Genomic DNA, 19,193 nt, shown 5'->3' on the forward strand with positions numbered 1-19,193 from the left:
CGTGAGGCGTCGTCCATGCGAACGCTCCGCACCGCTCTTCTCATCCTCCTCGTCCCGCTCGCGTTGATCGTCGGCATCCTGCTCGGCGGACACCCCGAGTTCCTGCCCGGCTTCGCGCGTGACACGCTCGTCGCCGACAGCGACGGGCGCCTGTACGAGGAGGCGGTGGACAAGATCGAGGCCGACTACTACCGCGAGGTCGACCGCGGCAAGCTGCTCAACACGTCGCTCGAGAAGGCCGTGGAGTCGCTCGACGACCAGTTCTCGCACTACTTCTCGCCGACCGAATACCACGCGTTCCAGCTCGACACCGAGGGCGCCTTCGAGGGCGTCGGGATGAGCGTGACGGCCGTGGCCGAGGGCCTGCGCGTGGCCGAGGTCTACGACGGCTCGCCGGCCAAGGAGGGCGGGCTCAAGCCCGGCGACGTCATCACCAGCGCCAACGGCAAATCGCTGAAGGGCAAGACCTCCGAGGAGTCCACGACGCTGATCAAGGGGCCGGCCGGAACCGAGGTGACGCTGGGGCTCAAGGACGGGCGCAAGCTCAAGCTCGAACGTGCCAAGGTGGACATCCCGATCGTCCAGAGCCGGACCGAGACCCATGACGGCAAGAAGATCGCGCACGTGTCGCTCGCCGGCTTCACGTCGGGCTCGGGCGACGACGTCGACCGCGCGGTCAAGGAGCAGCTCAAGCGGGGCGCCGAGGGCGTCGTGTTCGACCTGCGCCACAACGGCGGCGGGCTGCTCAACGAGGCCGTGGAGGTCGCGTCCGTGTTCCTCAAGGACGGGCGGGTCGTGTCCACCAAGGGCCGCTCGCGGCCGGAGCGCAAGTACAACGCGACGGGCGGCGCGATCGCGTCCGACGTCCCGGTGGTCGTGCTCGTCGACCAGGGCTCGGCGTCGGCGTCGGAGATCGTCACGGGCGCGCTGCAGGACCGCAAGCGCGCCAAGGTCGTCGGCACGCGCACGTACGGCAAGGGCGTCTTCCAGGAGATCATGCGGCTCGAGAACGGCGGCGCGCTGGACATCACCGTCGGCGAGTACTTCACGCCGTCCGGCCGCAACCTCGGCGGCGGTGGGGTGCAGAAGGGCGCGGGTATAACCCCGGACATCCAGGCGTCCGACAATCCCGAGACCGAGCCCGACGAGGCGCTCGACAAGGCACTGGAGACGGTGACCAAGGATTGACGCTGGTCGGCGTCCTCTCCAAGCACGGCAAGCACTACGCGGTCACGCCGCTCTTCGAGCCCGGGCCGCGGATCGAGGTCGAGAAGCCGCGCCGCGAGGGCGTCGGCGACCTGGTGGAGGTGGGGGCGGCCAAGGGCCGGCGGTTCCGGGTCGTGCGCCGGCTCGGCCGGCCCGACGTGGCGCGCGACGTGCTGGAGGGGCTGATGCTCCAGCGCGGGCTGCGGCGGCGCTTCGATCCGCTCGTGGAGCGCGCGGCGCGGGAGGCGGCACCGGACGAGTCCGGGCGGCGCGATCTGCGCGAGCTGCCGACGTTCACGATCGACCCGCCGACCGCACGCGACTTCGACGACGCGATCTCCGCCGAGGAGCTCGACGACGGCGCCGTGCGCGTGTGGGTGCATATCGCGGACGTGGCGGCGTTCGTGCCGGCGGGCTCGCCGGTCGACCGCGAGGCCTTCCGGCGCGGGACGTCGGTGTACGTGCCCGGACTGGTGGAGCCGATGCTGCCGGAGGCGCTCTCGAACGGCGCGTGCTCGCTGGTGCCGCACCAGGACCGGCTGGCGGTGACGGTGGAGCTCGAGTTCGACGGCGCCGCGGTGCGCCGGACCGCGTTCCACCGGTCGATCATCCGCTCGGACGCGCGGCTGTCGTACCCCGAGGTGGACGAGCTGTTCGCCGCGGGGGAGGCGGGGCCGCAGGGGCTGGCGGCGGCGCGCCGGGTGGCGCGGGCGCTGGCGGACAAGCGCGCGGCGCGCGGCGCGCTGACCGTCGAGTCCAGCGAGCCGGAGTTCGCCTTCTCGCGCGAGGGCCACGTGCGCGGCGTCGAGTCCAGCGAGGCGACCGAGTCGCACGAGCTGATCGAGTTCCTGATGATCGCCGCCAACGAGGCCGTCGCCGACCTGCTGGAGAAGCGCAAGCTCGCCGGCGTCTTCCGCGTGCACGAGCCGCCCGACCCGGCGCGCGTGGAGCACCTTCTCGACCAGCTCACGTCCCTGGATCTGCCGGTGCCGCCCGCGCCGGAGCACCTGACCGCCAAGCAGGCCGGCGAGCTGGTGGAGGAGGCCGCGCGGCGCGTCCACGGCCCGGCCTACACGTCGCTGATCCTGCGGTCGCTCAAGCAGGCGCGCTACAGCGCCCGCAACCTCGGCCACTTCGGCCTGCGCTCGGAGCGCTACTGCCATTTCACGTCGCCGATCCGCCGCTACCCGGACCTCATCTGCCACCGTGCGCTGCTGAACGCGCTGGGGTTCGACGAGCCGACGGTGCGCCCGCACGACCTCGAGCCCGCCGCCGAGTGGTGCTCGCAGCGCGAACGCGACGCGATGAGCATCGAGCGCGCCGCCGACAACGTCGCCCGCGCCTTCCTGCTCGAGTCCGAGCTCTTCCAGACCAGCTGGCAGCGCGAGTTCACCGGCGAGGTGCGGGGCGTGATCGGCGCGGGCGCGTTCGTCGCCTTCGACGGCTTCGAGGGCCTGCTCCCGGTGCGGGCGCTGCGCGACGACTGGTGGGACCTGAACGAGCAGGAGACGATGCTGGTCGCCCGCTCGGGCAAGCGCATCCGCATCGGCGACGAGGTGACCGTGCAGGTGGAGAAGATCGACGCGCCGCGAGGGCGCGTCGACCTCCTGCCGGTCACGCTGTGACGAGCCCGTTCGGGTTGATGACGAACTTCACGGACTCGCCCTGGTCGAAGTCCTTGTAGCCCTGCGGGGCCTCGTCGAGCGAGATCACCTGCGCGTTGACGGCCTTGGCGATCTGCGCGCGGCCGTTGAGGATCGCCTGCATCAGGTCCCGGTGGTACTTCATGACCGGGCACTGACCGGTCGCGAAGCTGTGCGACTTGGCCCAGCCGAGCCCGATCCGGATCGACAGCGAGCCCTGCTGTGCGGCCTCGTCGGACGCGCCCGGGTCGCCCGTGACGTAGAGCCCGGGGATGCCGAGCTTACCGCCCGCGCGGGTGAGGTCCATTAGGCTGTTGAGCACGGTCGCGGGGTGCTCGGACTCCGAGTCCGCGCCGTGGCCGCGGGCCTCGAAGCCGACCGCGTCGACGCCGGCGTCCACCTCCGGCACGCCGAGGATCTGCTCGATCTGGTCCTTCGGGTCGCCCTTGGAGACGTCGACCGTCTCGCAGCCGAACGACGCCGCCTGCTTCAGGCGCGCCTGGACCAGGTCGCCGACGATCACGACCGCCGCGCCGAGCAGTTGCGCCGAGTGCGCGGCGGCGAGCCCGACCGGGCCCGCGCCCGCGACGTACACGGTGCTTCCGGGCCGCACGCCCGCGGTCACGCACCCGTGGAAGCCGGTCGGGAAGATGTCCGACAGCATCGTCAGGTCGAGGATCTTCTCCATCGCCTGCGCCTTGTCCGGGAACTTCAGGCAGTTGAAGTCGGCGTATGGGACCATCACGTACTCGGCCTGCCCGCCGACCCAGCCGCCCATGTCGACGTAGCCGTACGCCGCGCCGGGCCGCTCGGGGTTGACGGTGAGGCAGATGCCCGTGTCCTGCTGCTTGCAGTTGCGACAGCGCCCGCACGCGATGTTGAACGGCACGGACACCAGGTCGCCCTCGTCGAGGAACTCGACGTCGCGCCCCTTCTCGATCACTTCGCCGGTGATCTCGTGCCCGAGGATCAACCCCTCGGGTGCGGTCGTGCGGCCGCGGACCATGTGCTGGTCGGAGCCGCAGATGTTGGTCGAGACGATCCGGAGGATCACGCCGTGATGGCATTCGCGGCCGACGTTCTCCTCCGGCACGCCAGGCCCAGCCTGGACGGTGAAGCTCGGGAAGTCGATGGTCTGCACCTCGACCTCCCCGGGGCCCATGTAGGCGACCCCTCGATTGTCAGCCATATGGCGCGCGTACCCGTCGGGAAGGCCACGGCGCTTTAGCTCACGCGGACGCGGTCCGATGCACTACGTCGTGGCGGTTCCTGCGTACAAGGGGTCATTCGGTGAAGAGCAGGCGACGCGGTTGCTGTGGCGGGCGGGGTTCGGTCCCAAGCCGGGGCAGGCGGCGGAGCTGGCCAAGCTCGGCCTGCGCGGCGCGATCCGTTCGCTGACGCGCCCGGAGTCCAGGCGGCTCGTCGGGCCCAACCCGGCCGTGGACGGCGCGCCGCTCGCGCCGCGCGACGCCTGGGGACACGACCACCTGTGGTGGCTGGACCGGATGGTGCGGACGGAGGCGCCGCTCGTCGAGCGCATGACGCTCGTCTGGCACGACTGGTTCGCGACCTCCAAGGACGGCGTCCCGCAGAAGCTGATGCTGCGCCAGAACGCGCTGCTGCGCCGGCACGCGCTCGGCAACTTCGAGCGGCTCGCGGTCGACATCACCAAGGACCCGGCGATGCTGCTGTGGCTCAACGGGACGGCCAACAACGTCTGGAACCCGAACGAGAACTACGCCCGCGAGCTGCAGGAGCTGTTCTGCCTCGGCGCGGGCAACGGCTACAGCGAGGGCGACGTGCGCCAGCTCGCGCGGGCGCTGACCGGGTTCGCCAACGACTGGACGGACTCCGGCCCGACGCGCTTCCGCTACGAGCGCAAACTGCACGACGACAGGGCCAAGCGCATCTACGGCAAGAAGGGCAAGTTCACGTGGCAGGAGGGCGTCCGCCTCGTCACGCGACACCGCCGCCACCCGGACTTCTTCGTCACGAAGCTGTGGGGCTACTTCATCCCGACCAAGCCGTCGCCCGCGACGCGCAAGCAGCTGGCCAAGCTCTACCTGAAGTCCGGTCGTGAGGTGCGGCCCGTGCTGGAGGCGATCCTCGCGCACCCGGACCTCTACGACGCGGGCAAGCGGATGGTCAAGCCGCCCGTCGTCCAGTGCGCGGGCATGCTGCGCGCCGTCGGCCGCGGCATCGACACGCCCGCGTGGTCGTGGATCTGCGACGCCGCCGGCCAGTACCTGTTCCTGCCGCCGAACGTCTCCGGGTGGGACGACACGCGCTGGCTGGACACGGCCACGTTCCGCGCCCGCTGGCTGATGGCCCAGCACATCTGCGAGCCCGCCCGCCTGAACCCGGACACGCAGACCGCGCCCGCCGATCCGGCGCAGCTGGTGGACCAGGCCGCCGCGTTCCTCGGCTCGCCCAAGCTCAGCGGCCCCGTCCGCGCAGGCCTCGAGCGCTACGCCGCCGACACGCTGGCCACGGCCGACAAGGACTGGAAGCAGAAGACCTACCCGGTGCTCGCGCTGAACGCGCTCCGCATGCTCGTCGCCACCTCCCCCGACTACCTCACCGCATGAACACTTGCTGCACCGAACACGCCCGCGCGTCCGCCGGCCTGCCCGCGATCGAGCCCGGCATGCCCGAGCCCGCGGGCACGGGCCTCTCGCGCCGGAACTTCCTGCTGCGCAGCGCCGGCCTCGGCCTGGCCGTCTACGGTGCCGGCAAGCTCGCGAAGCTGCCGGCGTTCGAGACCGGCGTCGCGCACGCCCAGGGCGCGCCGCAGGGCACCGTGCTGCTCAACGTCTTCCTGGACGGCGGCGTCGACAGCCTCTCCGTGCTGGCCCCGGTCGAGGACGCGACCTACCGCCGGCTGCGCCCGCGTCTGGCGCTCAACGACGGCCGCCCGTTCGCCGAGGACCCGCGCCTGCGCTGGCATCCGTCCGTGAACGCGCTCGCCGACCTGCACGCCGAGGGCAAGGTCTCCGTCCTGCCCGCGGTCGGCTACACGGGCGCCGACCAGTCGCACTTCACCTCGCGCCACTTCTGGGAGGTCGGTGCGCTGGACGCCAACCTGCGCACGGGCTGGCTCGGCCGCGTGCTCGACGGCGTCGGCGCGCCCGACAACCCGCTGCAGGGCGTGTCGCTCGACGGCCATCTCGCACCCGCGCTCGCGACCGCCCGCAACCCCGTCGCCGCGATCGCCAAGCCGGAGGAGTTCGGCTTCTGGGCGCCCGGCGCGTGGGGACCCGCGGACGAGCTCGCCGTGCCCGCCTTCACGCAGATCGGCCGATCGTTGCAGGGCTCCGGCGATCCCGCGATCGCGCAGGCCGCGCGCGCCGCCGCCTTCGCCGGCACCGTGCGCGACGCGCTCGCGCCGCTGGGCGCCGACGGCAAGCCGCTGTACGCGCCCGCCGCCGCCTACCCGCAGACCGCGGACAACTTCCCCAAGCGGCTCGCCGGGTTCGCCGCGATGCTCGCCGCCGGCCTCCCGATCCGCGCCGCCTCCGTCCGTGCGCCCGGCACCTGGGACACGCACGCCAACCAGCAGGAGACGATGCCCAAGAACCTCCAGCTCACGTTCGACTCGCTGCTCGCGTTCCAGCGCGACCTCGAGGCGCGCGGGCTCGCCGACCGGGTGCTCACGCTCGTGTGGTCGGAGTTCGGGCGCCGCGCGGCCGAGAACGGCTCGGGCACCGACCACGGCGCCGCCGGCGTCGGCTTCCTCATCGGCACGCGCGCCGCGGGCCGCATGATCGGCGAGTTCCCGGGCGTGGACAAGCTCGACGCGGGCGGCAACCTGCGCGCCACCTCGGACTTCCGCGGGCTCTACGGCGCGCTGTGCGGCGACTGGTTCGGCGTCGACCCGGCGGCGGTCCTGCCCGACGCGCGCGGCCTCGGGAAGCCGGTGATCCTCAAGTGAGGCGCTTGCTGTTCATCTTCGCGCTGCTGTACCTCGCCGCCCCCGCGCAGGCCGCGGCGCCGCAGCGCCTGCTGGTCGAGGCGACCGAGTTCCGCTTCACGCTCTCGCGCACGAACGTCAAGCCCGGCGCGGCCATCGTCCAGCTCGCGATCCGGGGCGAGGATCCGCACGACCTCAAACTGCGTCAGATCGGCAAGGTCCGGGCGCAGATCGCCTCGGTGCCGGAGACGCTGCCGGGCGGTGTCGCCGAGTGGCGGGGCAAGCTGAGCAAGGGTCGCTGGGAGCTCTACTGCTCGATCGAAGGGCACAAGCGGGCGGGCATGCGCGCCGTGCTGAACGTGAGGTAGTTGCCTGTCAAAATGGAGGTGTGGCCGATATCGCCAACAACCGCCAGGCTTCCTACAAGTACAACCTGCTCGACAAGTGGGAGTGCGGCCTCGTGCTCACGGGCACCGAGGTCAAGTCGCTGCGCGACAAGAAGGCGGTCATCAAGGACGGCTACGCGACCGTCTACAACGGCGAGGTCTGGCTCCACAACGTCCATATCGCGCCGTATCCGCAGGCCACGCGCGAGAACCACGAGCCCGAGCGCCCGCGCAAGCTGCTCATGCACCGGCGCGAGATCGAGAAGCTGATCGGCAAGACCAAGGAGAAGGGCCTCACGCTGGTCCCGACGCGGCTCTACTTCAAGGGCCGTCACGCCAAGGTCGAGATCGCGCTCGGTCGCGGCAAGGACGCCAAGGACAAGCGGCACTCGATCAAGGAGCGCGAGATGAAGCGCGAGATCGAGCGCAGCTTCAGGCGGTGAAGCCCAGGTCGAGCGGCCCCTGCGGGATGATCCGCTTCGGGTTCAGCTCGTCGTGCGTCGTGTAGTAGTGCTCCTTGACCTCGTCGAGCGCGAACGTCTCGGCGACGTGCGGCTGCGCGTAGAGGTCCCGGGTGTACCGGAGCAGGTTCGGAAATTCGATCAGGCGCTTGCCGTTGCAGCGGAAGTGCGTGTGGTAGACGGCGTCGAAGCGCAGCAGCGTGGGGAGCAGGCGCCAGTCGGCGAGCGTGATGTCGTCGCCGGCGAGGTAGGTGCGGTCGGCGAGCAGGGCCTCCAGGCGGTCCAGCGCGGAGAACACGCCGCGGAACGCCTCGTCGTAGGCCTCCTGTGAGCGCGAGAAGCCCGCGCGGTACACGCCGTTCTGGAACTCCTCGTAGATCCAGCCGTTGAGCTCGTCGATCTCGGCGCGCTTGTCGGCCGGGTACAGCGTGCCGCCCGTCCACTCGTCGAAGATCACGACGATGTCGGCGGACTCGTTGTTCACGATCCGCCCGGTCTCCTTGTCCCACAGGACCGGCACCGAGACGCGGCCCTCGAAGCTCGGGTCGGTGACGTCGTAGCCCTGTTGCAGGAAAGCGAAGCCGTTGATCTCGTCCGCGAAGCGGCCGCCGGGAAACGCCCAGCCGCGCTCGTCGCGGAACGGGTGCGCATACGAGATGCCGATCTCCAACCCCGTGACCGCCCGAACGATCGCCGCCCGCTGACTCCACGGGCACGCGAGCGCGACGTAGAGGTGGTGGCGTTCCGGTCCACCCTCAGGGCGGTCGCGGAACTTGCTCTGCTGGCGGACGAAGGCTCCGGCGCTCACGGGTGGAGTCTTACCGTCAGGGCTTGCCGGTGAACACGACCAGTCTGCGGAACGGGGGCTTGGACGTGGTGGTGGGTGCTGCGGTGGGAGTGGGCGCGGTCTGGGTCATGCGGTGACTCCTTCTGCTGGTTCGATGGGGATCGTACCAAAGGTTCGACGCGCATCGAAACAGCGGAAAGAGCGTGCGAAATGTCACGAGCGCGCTTGCATCGCGCGCTCGCGGCGGCGTAGGGTCGGCTCAGACGCGGAGGTCGGAGACGCGAAAGTGGCTCCCTCCGCGTCTCGACTTCTTTAAGCGTCGAGCCTGAGCCAGATCTCGGAGCGGGTGGGGAAGCTCGGGATCGCGTGACGCAGCGTGGCGAGCGGCACTTCGCCGACGACCGCGATCGTCGCCGCGTGCAGGAAGTCCGCGATCTCCGCGCCGGTCATCGTGCAGCCGACGATGATCTTGCGCTCGCGGTCCACCAGCCACTGCACCGTGCCCGGCTGGTCACGGCCGTAGAACGAGCCGCCGGCGTTGCCCGAGGTCGAGGTCGTGACGACGTCGACGATCAATCCCGCCTGCTCAGCGGTCTCGGTCGTGTGGCCGACCGCCGCGACCTGCGGCTCGGTGAAGACGACGCGCGGGGACAGCGGGCCGTCGGCGCCGTGCGAGAGCGCGTGATCGTGGCCGAGCACGTGGTCGGCGGCCACCCGGGCCTGGTACTTGCCCATGTGGGTGAACAGCGCGCGGCCGTTGACGTCGCCGAGCGCGTACAGCCACTCGTGGCCGGCCACGCGCATGTGCGCGTCCACGTGGACGGGCTTGCCGGGTTCGAGCCCGAGCTGCTCGAGCCCGACGCCTTCCGTCTGCGGCTTGCGGCCGAGCGCGACGAGCAGCTTCTCGCCCGTCGCCGTGGTGCCGTCGTCCATATGGACGGTGACCATCCCGTCCTCGGCCTGCTCGACCTTGGTCGCCTTGCGGCCCGTGCGGATGTTCACGCCGAGCTTGCTCAGCGCCTCGGTGAGCTCGATGCAGGCGAACTCCTCCTCATTGGGGAGCAGCCGGCGCGCGCCCTCGATCAGCGTCACCTGGGAACCGAGCGTCTGGAACGCCTGCGACATCTCCACGCCGACGACGCCGCCGCCCATCACCACCACGCTCTCCGGGACCGTCTTGGTGACCGTCGCGTCGCGGTTGGTCCACGCGCCGTCGATGGCGTCGAGCCCTTCGATCGGCGGCATCAGCGGGAGCGAGCCCGTCGCCAGGAACACGGCGCGCTTGGCCTCGAGCTCCTCGTCGCCGACGGTCACGCGCCGCTCGCCGGTGATCACGGCGCGGCCGCGGATGAGCTCGATCCCGCGGTCCTCGAGCCACGGCATCTGCGCGCTGTCGTCGAGGTCGTGGATGATCTCGTCGCGGCGCGCGAGCACGGCCGCGGCGTCGAGCTCGCCCGTTACGGCCTCCGCCGCGCCCGGGATGCGCTTGACCTCGGCCAGCGCCTCATACGGCCGCAGCAGCGCCTTCGACGGCATGCACGCCCAGTACGAGCACTCGCCCCCGACGAGGCGATCCTCGACGATCGCGACGCTCAGTCCCTTCTCCGCGAGCCGGCCCGCGGCCACCTCGCCCGCTGGTCCCGCACCGATCACCACGACATCGAAGCTCCGCATGGCGTCACCCTAGCTTCGACGGCCACCAGACCTTCGCGCCGAGGTCGTGCACGAGGGCGGGCACGAGCACGCTGCGCACGAGCAGCGTGTCGAGCAGGACGCCGAACGCGACCACGGTGCCGAGCTGCGTGAGCACCACCAGCGGCAGGACGGCGAGCGCGCTGAACGTGCCCGCGAGCACGATGCCCGCCGACGTGATGACGCCGCCGGTGACCGCCAGCGCCGCGATCACCCCGCGGCGCGTGCCCTGCTGGAGCGCCTCCTCGCGGGCGCGCGCCATCAGGAAGATCGTGTAGTCGATCCCGAGCGCGACCAGGAACACGAACGCGAGCAGCGGAAGCGCGGGGTCGACCGCCGGCAGGCCGAGGATGACGTCGAAGATCACGACGCCCGCGCCGAGCGCGGCGGCCGCCGACAGCGCGGTCGCGAGCAGCAGCAGGACCGGCGCGACGAGCGCGCGCAGCAGGCCGATCAGGACGATCAGGACGACGAGCAGCGTCAGCGGCGGGATCACGAGGTTGTCGCGCTCGGCGGCCTGCCGCAGGTCGTAGGACTGGGCGGTCTGCCCGCCGACCAGGGCGCGTGGCTCGGCCTGCTGGACGGCGTCCCGCAGGCGCGGGATGGACTGCACCGCCTCCTCGGAGAACGGGTCGTCGGCGAGCACGACGCTCAGCTGCGTGCCCGGTTCGCCCTCCTCCTCGCGCTGGACCTCGACCGCGTTCTTGACGGCGTCCACGTCGCCGCCGCGCGGCACGATGACCGTCGCAGGCGCGGAGGTGCCAGGCGGGAACTGCTCGCCCAGGAGCTCCTGGCCTTCAACCGCTTCCGGGTTCCCGCGCAGCTGCTGCTCCTGCGTGAGCGAGGTGTCCAGGCCCGTGAGGCCGAGCGCGAGGATGACCAGGACGATCATGCTGCCGACCCACAGCGGACGCGGGCGGGCGGCGATGCGCCGGCCGAGGGCGCGCCAGCTCCTGTAATCGTCGTCGAGGTCGTCGCCGTGGCGCGGGATGAACGGCCAGAACGCGCGCCGGCCGGCGATCGTGAGCGTGGCGGGGAGGAGCGTGAGGCTCATCAGCAGCGCGACGGCGACGCCCGCCGCGCCGAGCGGGCCGATCGATGCGGACGAGTCCACCGCGGCGAAGACGAGCGTGAACAGGCCGACGATGACCGTCGCGCCGGAGGCGAGGATCGCGGGCGCGGCGCCCTTGAGCGCGGTGGCCATCGCGTCGGTCGCGCGCTCGTGGCGGGTCAGCTCCTCCCGGTAGCGGGCGACCAGCAGCAGCGCGTAGTCCGTCGCCGCGCCGAACACGAGCACGGACAGGATGCCCGCGTTCTGGCCGTTGATGACCAGGCCCGCCTCACCGAGCAGGGCGGCCAGGCCGCGCGTGGCGCCCTCGGTGAGGATGACGGTGAAGAACGGCACCAGCCAGAAGACCGGCGAGCGGTAGATGAGGATCAGCAGCAGTAGGACGAGCCCGCCGGTCACCGCCAGCAGGCGCGTGTCCGCGCCGGCGAAGACGTTCTTGAGGTCGGTCGAGAAGCCCGCCGGGCCGGTCACGGCGTGCTCGAGGCCGTCCGGGAAGGACTGCTCGCGCAACGTGTCCACCGCCTCGGCGACGAGGTCGGAGTTCTGGCCCTTGAGCGGGATCGCGAGCAGGCCGGCGTCGTCGGTGAACGTGGGCTCGGGGACCTGCGGCGTCGCGAGCGGGAGGCCGTCAAGGTCGCGCAGGCCGTTCAGCGCGTCCTTGTCCTGCTGGGTCAGCCCGCCCTCGCGCGCGATCACGACCACCGCGGGGCTGACGTCGCCGGACGGGAAGGCGCGCGCCGCCTGCAGCGCCTGCACCGACTCGGCGTCGCCGGGCAGGAACTCCGCGAGGTCGCTCTTCTGGACCTCCTCGAGCTTGCCCGCCTGGGACGACAGCCCGCCGGCGATCAGCACGGCCAGCACCGCGACGACGAAGCGCGACCGGCGGCCCGCTGAGATCAAGAGAAGACGCACAGAGTTGACTCCAACTGTCTAAATGGCAGTGACTGTCAGCGTATACGCTTCTCGTGTGCCGGAGGATCGCCCGACGCTGCGTGACCGCAACCGCGCCCGTGCGCGGGCCGAGATCGTCGCCGCCGCGCAGACGCTGTTCGTCGAGCAGGGCTACGCCGAGACGTCGGTCGAGCAGATCGCCGAGGCGGCCGGCGTCGCGCCCCGGACGGTGTTCCGCCACTTCCCGCGCAAGGACGACATCGTCTTCCACCGGCACGCCGAGCAGGTCGGCCGCTTCGCCGAGCTGCTGAACGAGGCCCCGGCGGCGACGCCCACGCTCGACGCCATGGTCGACGCGCTGCTCGCGCTCCTGCGCCTGGACGACCCGACCTCCGACGGCACCATGCTCCGTGTCCTGGACCGCGAGCCCGAGCTCCAGCGCCGCGACGCGGCCCTGGTCGCCGACCACCACGCCGCGGTCGTCACCTTCCTGCGTGGACGCGGTGCCGACGCCCAGCGCGCCGAGCTGCTGGCGGGCGCGTTCATGGGCGCGATGAGCGCCGCACGCCGGCTCGTGCTCCTGCAGCCGGACGTTCCGCCGCGAGAACACCTGGCCGCGGCCGTCTCACTGCTGCGCGGACTGGATTGGCCGGCCCCGAGCCTCTAGAATGTCGTGCTCGACACCAGGGGACGACAGGCTTCGACGTGGTCGGTTCGTGGGGTCGGTTGCGAGTCGGGGTACCGGAGGCCCCGTAAAAAACCGGTACAACACAAATGCGGACAAGAATCCCGCTCTCGTGGCCGATGAGGCTCACGAGTACGCTCTCGCCGTCTAGCCGAAACTAGAAGGTGAGCCTCAGCTCCCGGAGCCTACGACGGGGATCAGCTGAGTCATAAGTAGGCTCGCCCTCCAGACGCCTGCCTGAGCCGACGGAGGGGACTTCCGATCGGGCTGGCCCCTCTCAACCTTTGTCGGTGGAGCAAGCGAGGGGCGAGATCCAGACCACCGAATACGCTCGTAGACGCCGGCTTGGCGCGACTGCGGACGCGGGTTCAATTCCCGCCGTCTCCACTCGTACAACCCGTCGCGCAGGACCTCGAATTGGGGGCCTGTGCGGCGGGTTGTTCTTTGCGCGGGTCCGAACGGCCGCGCAGCGGAAAACCGCTCCTTGCGAGCGCGATCGGGTGCGTAGGGAGCAAGTGGGGAGCACGCTGCTCCCTATCGCGTGGGTCGTGCTCCTCACGTTGTCGCGGTCCGCCTGAGCGTTCGGCCCAGGAACGAAAAAGACCGGGTGCCCGCCCGGTCTCGTTCTGCGGCCGTCGCCGGCCACTCCGGCTCTGACGCGGTTCGCGTCGGAGCCCACATATGAACTGTTCTTGAATCGTACCCGTCCGCCGGATGGATCGCGTGCGGCCTGATTCGGGACCCTCCCAGCTGCGCCGCGAGCGTCCGTTCGCGAGCGAGCTGCTTCGTGCTGCCCTGCGCCGCTGGCGCTGGCGGTGCCGCTGGACACTGCTTCTTCTCGCCGCCGCTGGTACCGGCCGGCGATCGAGCCGCTGCCGCCCGAACCGGGCCGCCTCATCGTGTGCGCGCTGCTCAGCCGAGCGCGCGCCGCGCGCGGCTGCAGCACGCCCGGCGACGATCGGCTGGAGACGCGGGTTCACGCCGTGAAGCGCTACCTGTTCCGGCTCGGGCACGCGAGCCGCTCGGCGCGCTACGCGACGTCGATCGCGCAGCTTGTCGTCGGGCTCGCGCCGGTCATGGGCTGGGGGCCGGTCCCGCGAGGCGGTGCCGCGCGGGAGCGCTTCGTCCGTGCGCATCGGCGGAGCGTGCAGCGCTGGCTCGACGACCTCGAGGCCGCCGGCGTGGTCGTGCACGAGCCCGAGCGCGACGACGGTGGCCGCCGGTGGCGCACGCAAATCGTCCTGCAGCGGGCACCCGGGCCGGCCGTCCACGAGCTCGCTGCAGCTCGTCGGCGCGCGTGCCGCTGGCGAGCACGCGAACGAGCTCGGCGGCAAACGGCGCGACGCGCGCCGGCGCTCGGTGCGATCCGTGACCGCAGCGCCGTCCCGGCCGCTCGGACCCGAGCGCGCCTGGCGGTCGCGCGGCGGGTCGAGGAACACGAGCGTCGACGCCGCGCGGCAGTCGAGGCAGCGATAGCTCATAGAGAACTGACGCATCCCTTCGGAGCGCCTCCTCCGTCGGCGCCCTCGCCGGTCTCCGCGAAACGCTGTCGGAGACCTGAGACGTCGCAGATCGGGGTTCCGGCCGTTCGGTTGGCAGCCCGAGCCGCTTGGGAGGTCGAAACCGTTGTCGCTGAGACGGGCGCGCACGAGCGCGAGAACGAGTTCGCCGAGCGCCTGGCGGCGCTCCGGCGCGCCGCCGCGGAGCGCGCGGCGCTGCTCGCGCCGCAGGTCGAGGCACGAGCCTATGAGGCTCGCCATTGGCCAGCCGGTCAGCGCTGTCCGCTCGGCCGTCTCCGAGAAGCCTGGGTGGTGTACCGCTACGGGCTGGCCAGGGCGATCGACACGGGCGGCGCCTCCGCCGGTCGCGTCTCCGTCGAACGCGTCGCTCGCGCCGTCGGACTCTACGAGGCGTTCGCGGCACACCGGCCACCTGGCTGGCCGACCAGCGGAGCGGCAGCGTTGTGCGTGCTGGCCGCGATCGGACGCGCCGATCGGCTGGCCGGTGATGTCGCGAACCTGCAGCGGCTCGCGTTGGGCATGCGCGCGGTCGCCGGCGAGCGAGACCCCGTTCGGCTCGCCCGAGCCTGCGGCCGCGCGGAACGGCGCCGCGACGGGCGAAGGGCGCAGCAGCGGTCGATCGCCTTCCGAATGGCGGTGGCCCGGGCGGAGACCGCCGAGCGCCGGCGCCGGCGTGTGCGCGACCTCGTGCTGCTCGCGGGCGGCAACCCGGCGAGCTGGCCGAACGCCGAGCTCGCCCTTGGGCACCTGCGCGCACTGGCCGACCGGCAGCCACGGCTGATGGAGCCGGATCGCTTCGAGGAGCTCGACGGGATCGGCGCACGCGTCACCCGCTACCGCGACGAGCTCGCGCAGGGCCGCTGGCGACTTCAGGAGGACCTCCAGCTATGACCACGTTCACGACGCTCCGGGCGGATCAGGGGCTACGCAATTCGCTACACAACGGATTCTGTAGCGCCCGTCCGCTGATCCCTGGTGTGGGGCGGTGGTGGTGGGGGGCTTGGATCCGACCCCGCCCGCCCTACGTGACATTTGAGGGTGGTGGCGAGCGGGGTCGGATCCAATCCCCCCAAGAGGTGGTGGTGAGGGATCAGCGGACGGGCGAGGTGGTGCAGGGACAGGGGGAAACAGCAGAGAACTGGAAGCGAGGGCAGGGACAAGAACGGCAACGGCAGCACGGCCACAGGAGAGAAGAAGGGGAGAGGGCCGTATATCGGCGCGAAAGCCGACGAGCGGCGGGAGTCGCGGGAGACAGCAGGCGTGCGGCCAGTGGGCAGGAGGCGCGCGGTGAGTGTCCGGGGTGGTCGAGGGCGTGCGCGCGGGCCAGGGCCGCGAAGCATGGAGGCGTTGCGGTGGCTGGCGCGGGTGGAGGTGGCCGGGATCGAGCCGTTGTGGTGTGCGATCGGCGTCGGCTGGCGCACCGGCTACTCGCACGTCGAGCGGCTCGAGAAGGCTGGCCTGGTCGAGCGCACCTTCGACCCGGGCGGCTCGGTCGTGTCGATTATCGCCGCGGGCCGGCGGGCGGTGGCCGCCGACCATCGCACCATCCGCGCCCGCACGCACGGCTCCGGGCTTCGGCACGCGCGAGCCGTCTCATGGGTCGCCGCGCTCGTCACGGTGCGCGAGCGCATTTGGGTCAGCGACCTCGAGGCGCGATCGCGCGAGGCGTGGCTGGTCCCGGTGGTGTGGGCCGATCGCCGCGCTCGACATCGTCCCGGCCTCGGGATCGAACTGCGTGGCGCTCGCATCGCGGTCGAGGTGGAGCTGTCGGCCAAGGCGCCCCGACGCCTTGACGCGATCCTCGGCGGCTACGAGCACGCACTGGCTTCTGGGGCCCTCGCTGGGTTGATCTACGTCAGCGATCGTCCCGACGTGCTGGAGGCCGTGAATCGGTCCGCCGCTCGGGTCGGACTTCCGCGATCGAAGCTCCGAACGAGAACGCTGGAGAGCGTCAAGGACGACGTCCGCCAACGGACGGGGACTCGGTCGGTTATCCCGAGCTCGTCAATCGAGACCGCTGGTCAGCAACGTGATCGGAGTCAGTTACAGCCCTAGTTCGACGCTCGTCGAAAATAGCGTCTATCCACACAAGCGCTACTTTCGATCGCTGTCGAAACAGCGGTTGTCCACCACCTCCCAGCGCCGAGACACGCATGAACACGAGCACTGTTCTCGGACCCGCGTCACGACGCGCCAGCGCGGTGAGTACGGCCAGCTGTCCATGCCTATCGCAGCTGCCGCCGACGCCCTCGCTGACGACCAGCCCGACGCGATGCGCAAAGGCTGTTCGTGCAGCATGAGCGTTGACTTTCAGGCCGAGTTGGCCGTGCAACGCACGCTTCTCGATTGCGAACGAGACGCCTTGATCGACAAGCGCGACGAGCTCACGGCGTTACCGGAGGTGGCTGAGCACCTCAGCGTCGGTCACGGATCGCTCGATCAGGTCGTCTGTTGCAGGTCATCATCTGCGTCGCGGGGTGCCAGTAGGGCCGCCTCGACGAACGCGAATAACGCCGTTGACCGGCGAGACCGTTCGTAAGCGAGCAGCACCTCGTCGGGCTCTGCGTCGGTGACCGGCACGTAGACGACGTCGGGGCGACGGAAATGCTCGGTCACCGAGCGCGGCAGCAAGATGATCCCGTGACCCGCGGCGACGTACTCGAGCTTCTCCTCCACGCCCCGTAGACGCATCGTGCGCCCGTCGGCGCCCTGGACCGGCTGCAGGTACTTGAGGTAGCGCTCACCGGCGAGCTCGCCGGTCGTGAGCGTCGCGGATCGAGCGAGCGGATGGTCGGCGGGTAGCGCCACGAGCCGAGGCTCGGCGTACAGCGGGGTCAGCCGGATCGCCCGCTCGTCGATCGGACGGCGCACGAAGGCGACGTCGACACGCCCCGTGCGGATCGCGTCCTCCTGCTCGTCCCACTCCAGGCGGATGACGTCGACCGTGAACTCCGGGTGCGCGGCCGTGAAGCGACGCACGGCCGCCGTCGGGAGCACCCCCGTGCGAAAGCCGACAATGAACCGGTCCGCGCCGCGCGCCGCCCGCTGCACGCGTCGGCGTGCGGCCTCGGCGGCCGCGAGCAGCGGCACCGCGTCCTCGAACAGCTGGCGCCCGGCGGCGGTGAGCGACACCGACCGCCGGTCCCGGTCGAGCAACGGCGTGCCGAGGTGGCGCTCGAGCGCCTGGATCTGACGGCTCAGCGCGGGTTGCGCAAGGTGCAGCTGCTCGGCGGCGCGACCGAAGTGCAACGTCTCCGCGACCGCCACAAAGCTGCGGAGCTTGACAAGGTCGAGATCCACCGTGATGCCGCGACGCTATCACCGTGTCCCAGATCGGTCTTGGACGCCGGGCGGTGCGAGGACGACCCTGTGGACATGAACGCATTTGACGTGAACGGACAGCGCATCGCGCTCCTCGGGGGCACCTCAGGCCTCGGCCTTGCGACCGCGCAGCTGGCCGCGGCGCAAGGCGCGCGGGTAGTGATCGCCTCGCGCACCGAAGCTCGCCTCACTGCGGCGCTGGAGACCTTGCCCGCGACCGCCGAAGGCCACGTCGCCGACCTCGCATCGGAGCATGCGATCAAAGCGCTGATCGCCGGGCTCGGCTCGTTGGACCACCTCGTCTTCACGGCCGGCGAGAACCTCGTCCTGAACGAGCTCGCCGAGACCGACCTCACCGCCGCGCGGGGGTTCTTCGAGACCCGTCTGTGGGGCGCCCTCGCGGCCGCGAAGCACGCGGCGCCGCGGCTGCGACCCGGCGGCTCGATCGTCTTGATGTCTGGAAGCGCGGCGACGCGACCGCAAGCGGGGTGGACGGTGGCCGCGGCCATCTGCGGAGCGATCGAAGCGGTCACCCGCGCGCTCGCCGTCGAGCTCGCGCCGCTACGGGTTAACGCCGTCGCGCCGGGCGTCGTCCGTACACCGCTGTGGGGCGCCATGGGGGAAGCCGACCGCGACGCGATGTACACCGGACTCGCCGATCAGCTGCTCGTCGGTCGGGTCGGCGAAGCGGCCGACGTCGCGCTTGGCATCCTTCAGCTGATGGCTAACGGCTATACGACAGGGATCACGCTGCCCATCGACGGCGGAGCGACGCTCGTGTGACCCGTTCAGTTCCAGTGTTGCCTAACGCGATTGTGGCCCGTTTCGACGATCTCGCGCATCTGTACCGGTGTTTCCCCGTCTCGCCGCCGCGTCCAAGCTGGAACGGAAGTCCATGGACCTCACTTGAGCGCGGCTCAACACGTCCAAATCCATGGCGTCCGTGTCCACAGCACGAGGGTTATGAACGCGAACGGCGGCACCAGCGCCAGCACCGGGAGAGTGCCGCGCGGCAGCGGCTCCGACCGCTGCCGCGCCGCTGATCCCGCAATTGCAGACCAGATGAGAAGCGCCAAGACGACGGCCGGCACGACGATGACCGACAGCAGTTGCGACCAGACGTACGCGACGTTCGCCGGCTGCCAAAGCCAGGTGAGCACCCATGCCAGTCCACTGGTCGCGACGACGCCGAACTTCTTGAGGTCGGCACGCCGCATCACGATCCACGTAGCCGCGATGCCATCTGCAATGAGCAGCGGCAGCAGTAAGAAGGGCACGAGTTGCTTCCGATGCAGACTCAGCTCAGCGCCGTTCCATCGGCCGCACCCATTGCCGGAGGTCTCGGAGACCGGGATGTCCGGCGCCCCGAGCCAGGCGAACATCCCGGCAGCCAGTACGGTCATCCAAGCCAGCGCGAGTCCGCTGCTCCGCAGCTTGCCGACGCTCACAGCCGGCAGGGTAGGTCCGTCGGCGCAATCGTCCGCTCGGTAAACCGTCCACCGCACCGCTGCACCACCATGGACGCAACAGCGAAGCCGGCGCCGACAGATGGTTCCTTTTCGACGGTTTCGCTACTTCTCCCCGGTCGCGCTTGCCCTCCGGTTCGGGGTTCGAAGACGTTC

Annotated in this window: 16 protein-coding genes and 1 other RNA gene; 11 read left to right on the forward strand and 6 right to left on the reverse strand. The window is 70.9% G+C overall.

Annotation, left to right across the window (positions count from 1 at the left end; translation table 11 throughout):
• Positions 1 to 15: 15 nt before the first annotated feature.
• Both OJ962_RS26925 and OJ962_RS26930 read left to right on the forward strand, forming a co-directional pair.
• Positions 16 to 1,188: a S41 family peptidase gene (locus OJ962_RS26925; RefSeq protein WP_202956908.1), complete on the forward strand. Its 1,173-nt coding sequence runs from the start codon at positions 16 to 18 to the stop codon at positions 1,186 to 1,188.
• Positions 1,185 to 2,831 carry a ribonuclease R family protein gene (locus OJ962_RS26930; protein ID WP_202956909.1) on the forward strand — a complete coding sequence of 549 codons (1,647 nt, stop codon included), beginning with the start codon at positions 1,185 to 1,187 and terminating at the stop codon, positions 2,829 to 2,831. Before OJ962_RS26925 ends, OJ962_RS26930 begins: the two co-directional genes overlap by 4 nt.
• Here OJ962_RS26930 and fdhA read toward each other — a convergent pair.
• Complete coding sequence (fdhA, locus tag OJ962_RS26935; protein WP_202956910.1) at positions 2,821 to 4,038, reverse strand: formaldehyde dehydrogenase, glutathione-independent; 1,218 nt, start codon at positions 4,036 to 4,038, stop codon at positions 2,821 to 2,823. The two genes, OJ962_RS26930 and fdhA, sit on opposite strands and share 11 nt — an antisense overlap.
• Positions 4,039 to 4,108: 70 nt before the next feature.
• On the opposite strand from fdhA, the gene OJ962_RS26940 reads away from it, so the two are divergent.
• Genes OJ962_RS26940 through smpB form a run of 4 tightly spaced genes read left to right on the forward strand, consistent with a single transcriptional unit; the run spans position 4,109 to position 7,588 of the window.
• Positions 4,109 to 5,437, forward strand: a complete 1,329-nt coding sequence (locus OJ962_RS26940) for a DUF1800 domain-containing protein (protein ID WP_270006729.1) — start codon at positions 4,109 to 4,111, stop codon at positions 5,435 to 5,437.
• Positions 5,434 to 6,780, forward strand: coding sequence for a DUF1501 domain-containing protein (locus OJ962_RS26945; protein WP_202956912.1), 1,347 nt, complete (start codon positions 5,434 to 5,436; stop codon positions 6,778 to 6,780). The genes OJ962_RS26940 and OJ962_RS26945 overlap by 4 nt, the downstream gene beginning before the upstream one ends.
• The gene (locus OJ962_RS26950; protein WP_202956913.1) at positions 6,777 to 7,127 is read left to right on the forward strand and encodes a hypothetical protein; all 351 of its coding nucleotides are present in this window, start codon (positions 6,777 to 6,779) and stop codon (positions 7,125 to 7,127) included. Before OJ962_RS26945 ends, OJ962_RS26950 begins: the two co-directional genes overlap by 4 nt.
• A gap of 20 nt (positions 7,128 to 7,147) precedes the next feature.
• Positions 7,148 to 7,588: an SsrA-binding protein SmpB gene (gene smpB, locus OJ962_RS26955; protein WP_202956914.1), complete on the forward strand. Its 441-nt coding sequence runs from the start codon at positions 7,148 to 7,150 to the stop codon at positions 7,586 to 7,588.
• Here the strand turns inward: smpB and OJ962_RS26960 are convergent.
• From OJ962_RS26960 to OJ962_RS26970, 3 genes are all read right to left on the reverse strand, one after another.
• Positions 7,578 to 8,414, reverse strand: a complete 837-nt coding sequence (locus OJ962_RS26960; RefSeq protein WP_202956915.1) for a glutathione S-transferase family protein — start codon at positions 8,412 to 8,414, stop codon at positions 7,578 to 7,580. The genes smpB and OJ962_RS26960 overlap by 11 nt on opposite strands.
• A 291-nt stretch (positions 8,415 to 8,705) precedes the next feature.
• Complete coding sequence (locus OJ962_RS26965; protein ID WP_202956916.1) at positions 8,706 to 10,067, reverse strand: dihydrolipoyl dehydrogenase family protein; 1,362 nt, start codon at positions 10,065 to 10,067, stop codon at positions 8,706 to 8,708.
• A 4-nt stretch (positions 10,068 to 10,071) separates the two neighbouring features.
• Positions 10,072 to 12,066, reverse strand: a complete 1,995-nt coding sequence (locus OJ962_RS26970) for an MMPL family transporter (protein ID WP_270006730.1) — start codon at positions 12,064 to 12,066, stop codon at positions 10,072 to 10,074.
• 55 nt (positions 12,067 to 12,121) lie between these two features.
• On the opposite strand from OJ962_RS26970, the gene OJ962_RS26975 reads away from it, so the two are divergent.
• From OJ962_RS26975 to OJ962_RS26990, 4 genes are all read left to right on the forward strand, one after another.
• Positions 12,122 to 12,712 (forward strand): TetR/AcrR family transcriptional regulator, encoded by a 591-nt coding sequence (locus tag OJ962_RS26975; protein ID WP_202956918.1) that lies wholly within the window; start codon positions 12,122 to 12,124, stop codon positions 12,710 to 12,712.
• A gap of 19 nt (positions 12,713 to 12,731) precedes the next feature.
• Positions 12,732 to 13,120, forward strand: a transfer-messenger RNA (tmRNA) gene (ssrA, locus tag OJ962_RS26980).
• 755 nt (positions 13,121 to 13,875) lie between these two features.
• Positions 13,876 to 15,141: a hypothetical protein gene (locus tag OJ962_RS26985; protein ID WP_270006731.1), complete on the forward strand. Its 1,266-nt coding sequence runs from the start codon at positions 13,876 to 13,878 to the stop codon at positions 15,139 to 15,141.
• Positions 15,142 to 15,588: 447 nt separating this feature from the next.
• A complete protein-coding gene (locus OJ962_RS26990; RefSeq protein ID WP_270006732.1) occupies positions 15,589 to 16,305 on the forward strand; it encodes a hypothetical protein in 717 nt (238 codons plus the stop codon).
• A gap of 384 nt (positions 16,306 to 16,689) precedes the next feature.
• Here the strand turns inward: OJ962_RS26990 and OJ962_RS26995 are convergent, their stop codons facing one another.
• Positions 16,690 to 17,550, reverse strand: coding sequence for a LysR family transcriptional regulator (locus OJ962_RS26995; protein WP_202956921.1), 861 nt, complete (start codon positions 17,548 to 17,550; stop codon positions 16,690 to 16,692).
• Between the two features lie 75 nt (positions 17,551 to 17,625).
• Between OJ962_RS26995 and OJ962_RS27000 the strand changes: the two genes are divergently transcribed.
• The gene (locus OJ962_RS27000; protein ID WP_202956922.1) at positions 17,626 to 18,354 is read left to right on the forward strand and encodes an SDR family oxidoreductase; all 729 of its coding nucleotides are present in this window, start codon (positions 17,626 to 17,628) and stop codon (positions 18,352 to 18,354) included.
• Between the two features lie 134 nt (positions 18,355 to 18,488).
• Here the strand turns inward: OJ962_RS27000 and OJ962_RS27005 are convergent, their stop codons facing one another.
• Positions 18,489 to 19,019, reverse strand: a complete 531-nt coding sequence (locus OJ962_RS27005; protein ID WP_202956923.1) for a hypothetical protein — start codon at positions 19,017 to 19,019, stop codon at positions 18,489 to 18,491.
• Between the last annotated feature and the right edge of the window lie 174 nt (positions 19,020 to 19,193).

Origin of the sequence: Solirubrobacter deserti, from assembly GCF_027587175.1 — a bacterium.
GTDB classification, from domain to species: Bacteria; Actinomycetota; Thermoleophilia; order Solirubrobacterales; family Solirubrobacteraceae; genus Solirubrobacter; species Solirubrobacter deserti.